Below are 3312 nucleotides of genomic sequence, written 5' to 3'. Positions count from 1 at the left end.
CCGGGCCAGGTGATTGAAATCGGATATGGCGTGCAGGGTGAAGGCCTGCGCCACGCGGGCAGCGTGCTGGTCGATGCCGACGGCAAATGGAGCTTTACCTCACCCTATCTGCATCAGCCAGGCGTGTGGGAATATCACGCGCGCGCCTCAACCGGCGAGATGAAGAGCAACTGGAGCAGCAAATTCGTGCTCGACGTCAGCCCGGACGCCGCGTTCGATCAGCAGGCGCAGTATGAAGCCCAGCCGGATGCGCTGACGCTGCACCAGCTGCTGAGCGAAGGTGGCAAAGGCCTGTTCGTTGAGGATGACAGCACCCAGCTTCTGGTTAACGGCAAGCCAGGCGACAGCGTGCAGCTGCAGGATATTCTGCCGGCAGGTGAAGCGGCCGACGGCTGGACGCAGCAGACCGGCACGCTGACCATCGCCGGTACGCAATATCACGTCTGGAGCCACGGCGACGCCGAACTGCTGGTGCAGGACGGCGTACAATTGCAACTGGTATAACCCCCCGATGCCGTGCGCGCAGCACGGCATCATCCTGCCCTTTCCCCTGCTTTTTCTCTGCTCGGACTTTTCTCCCTTCGGGACGTGTCTGATACGGCGTGTTACGTCATCTATTACAAAATGCGCTCTCTATAACAAGGCGCGGCGGCCCTCGCTGCAATAAACCGACGACCAACACAGGAATATTTTCCATGGAACTGTTCAATTACGAAGAGGCGAAATACCTCGAGCGCGACACCAATACCCCCACGTTTTTTGGCTACGCAAGGTCTGAAATTGGTAAGGGCGGTACCATGCTGATTACCGTCGGCAAAGAGACCTTTACGGTTGATATCAATCCCGCCGACGGCTACTGGAGCTGGACGCCATCCACGCCGCTGGAGGATGGTTACTACAACATGTCTTTCCAGTCGGTTGATAAGGCCGGCAACCCGAGCGCGCCAACGCTGCGTACGCTGATTGTTGATACCACGCCGCCGGCAGCACCGACGCTGCTGAACATGTATGACGATCAGGGTGACATCACCGGCAGCTTCGATTCTGGCAAGATGACCGACGACCGCCGTCCGACCCTGACCGGCATCGCGGAGAAAGGCGTGATTGTTTATCTGAAGGAAGGCGATACGGTTATCGGCAGCGCGAAGGCGGATGAACATACCGGGATGTGGAAGATCGAGCCGGAGATTGACCTCACCGACGGTCAGCATGATTTGACGCTGGTGGCGAGTGAAACCTTTGCGGACAAGGTGCGCGAGGGTGAGCCGTCGGATGAGTTCACAATTATTATAGGTAAAGACGGCGAAGTACCGGTCGATCCGGGCGGCGTGGCGAAAATCATTGATGCCGTTGATAACGTCGGCAACGTGACCGGCTCATTGAAGAGCGATGGTATCACCGATGATACCACGCCAGAACTGCGCGGCAGCGCGCCAGCAGGCAGCGTAGTGCGGATTCAGTACCGGAATGCTCAGGGTGAATGGGTAGATGGCGGTAATGCAGTAATGAACGGCACCAGCTGGAGCTGGACACCGAATCCGGCGCTAACCGAAGGCAACTGGCAATTCAGAGCAAATGCCGGCGACGAGTGGAGTAACGAATTCACCCTTAATATTGATTTGGCGCCTGCAAGCGAGACCACGATTGCTTACGCCTGGGATAATTATGGTCTTGCCACTGGCATGTTAGGGAATTCCGCCCGGACAGATGACCGCACACCTACGTTACATGGGCGCGCCGAAGCAAACAGTATTGTTTATATTGAATATGGCAAAGCTGGAGCCCCCTGGATTCCAGGTTATTCAGTTCAGGTTGGTGCTGATGGTAACTGGGAATTTACACTACCTATCGAATTAGGTAATGGTAACTGGGAGTTCCGGGCAAAAAGTGGTAATAGTGGCGCATTCACACCCAAGTTCAAACTCAATGTGATTGATAATAATCTTGCTCCAACTATTGATTTCGCCCTGGATAATGTGGGTAAAACACAAGGAAAATTAGCATCTGGTAGTATAACTGACGATACAACTCCCGAGCTACAAGGCCATGCCGAAGCCAACAGCACTGTCTATATAGAATACTATCTTGGAAACAGCAGTAAAAACATCGCCTCAGTGACTGCTAATATATATGGAGAATGGACATTTTCCCCGCCAAGACTTAATTATGGGAACTGGACTTTCAATGCTCATACAAACGAAAAAGCACAGAGTACATTTGAAATAAACGTCAGAGAAACCGACTTTACCAGCAGTCGCGAAGATTTTAGTAATGGAGCATTTATACTTATACCAGGTAACACAGTCACTTTAGCCTCCGGCATCAAAGTATATCATTATTATGGGCTCGCCTATCAAAAGGATAGTTTAACGATCGGAAATGATTTCCATAACTCTAACTTTTCTACTAACAAACAATCGGCCGTTTATTTTTATATTGAGAAATCAAACTACTTTAAGTTTGATGCTGCTTTTGGATACAGCCAATATAATACAGTATCTTTTTACAATGAAAAAAATGAGCGTATAGGGTCAATTGTAGTTGATAAAAAATATGGCCATCATGCTTATGAGTTTATTGCCCCAGAAGGAGAATTAATAAGTAAAGTATCGGCGTCCAATAGTTCCTGGACAGACTATGCTGGAAGATCATACTATGACATTTTCTCCTTAGACAATTTCGACTGGGGTATAAAGGATAATGTTGTCAAATCCACTGATGTATCATTAAATGAAATTTCCACATTTGACGCCGATGCGTTTATTGCACTGGATAATTTAACAGTAGAAGAAATTTTCTCTAAAGGAACCAAAGATCTCTTCATCGACGACGGCAAAACCCAGCTGCTGGTCAACGGCAATCAGGGCGACACCGTACGTCTGGAAGATATCCTGCCTGAAGGCAGCGAGCAAGAGGGATGGACCGAGCAAACCGGCACCGTGACCATAGCCGGCAGCCAGTACCACGTGTTCAGCCACGGCGACGCCGAATTGCTGGTGCAGGACGGTGTAACGGTGAATCTGGTTTAACCGCGGTTCGGCACCGCATCCTGACATGGCGGCCTGCTCCGGCCGCCGCAATAAAAAAGGTCGTCATAATTGACGACCTTACAGATAAGCTGGCTGGGTTTACGCCGGTGAAACTATTTCTTCACCGTCTCCATGCCCATCAAACCAATCTTCAGATAACCCGCTTCACGCAGCTGATCCCTCACCGACATAAGCGTTTCATAATCCACTGATTTATCCGCCTGGAAGAAGATGGTGGTCTCTTTGTTGCCTTCGGTTTGCGCTGTGAGCGCGTTCACCAGCG

Annotated in this window: 2 protein-coding genes and 1 pseudogene; 2 read left to right on the top strand and 1 reads right to left on the bottom strand. The window is 50.8% G+C overall.

Annotated elements, in window-relative coordinates; all coding sequences use genetic code 11:
• Positions 1 to 504 (top strand): annotated as a pseudogene (locus tag FT726_RS26495) (Biofilm associated protein A); the annotation flags it as partial.
• 191 nt (positions 505 to 695) lie between these two features.
• Entirely contained in the window at positions 696 to 3029 is a 2334-nt protein-coding gene (locus FT726_RS26490; RefSeq protein WP_346303771.1) for an Ig-like domain-containing protein, read from the top strand.
• A 113-nt stretch (positions 3030 to 3142) separates the two neighbouring features.
• On the opposite strand, the gene FT726_RS26485 is transcribed toward FT726_RS26490, so the two are convergent.
• Positions 3143 to 3312, bottom strand: a 170-nt coding sequence (locus tag FT726_RS26485) for a biopolymer transporter ExbD (RefSeq protein ID WP_346303772.1), incomplete at its 5' end; no start/stop codon positions are given.

Origin of the sequence: Pantoea sp. Morm (assembly GCF_016643525.1) — a bacterium.
GTDB classification, from domain to species: Bacteria; Pseudomonadota; Gammaproteobacteria; order Enterobacterales; family Enterobacteriaceae; genus Pantoea; species Pantoea dispersa.
The sequence above is the reverse complement of the archived record's forward strand: the minus strand, read 5'-3'. Positions and strand labels throughout refer to the sequence as shown.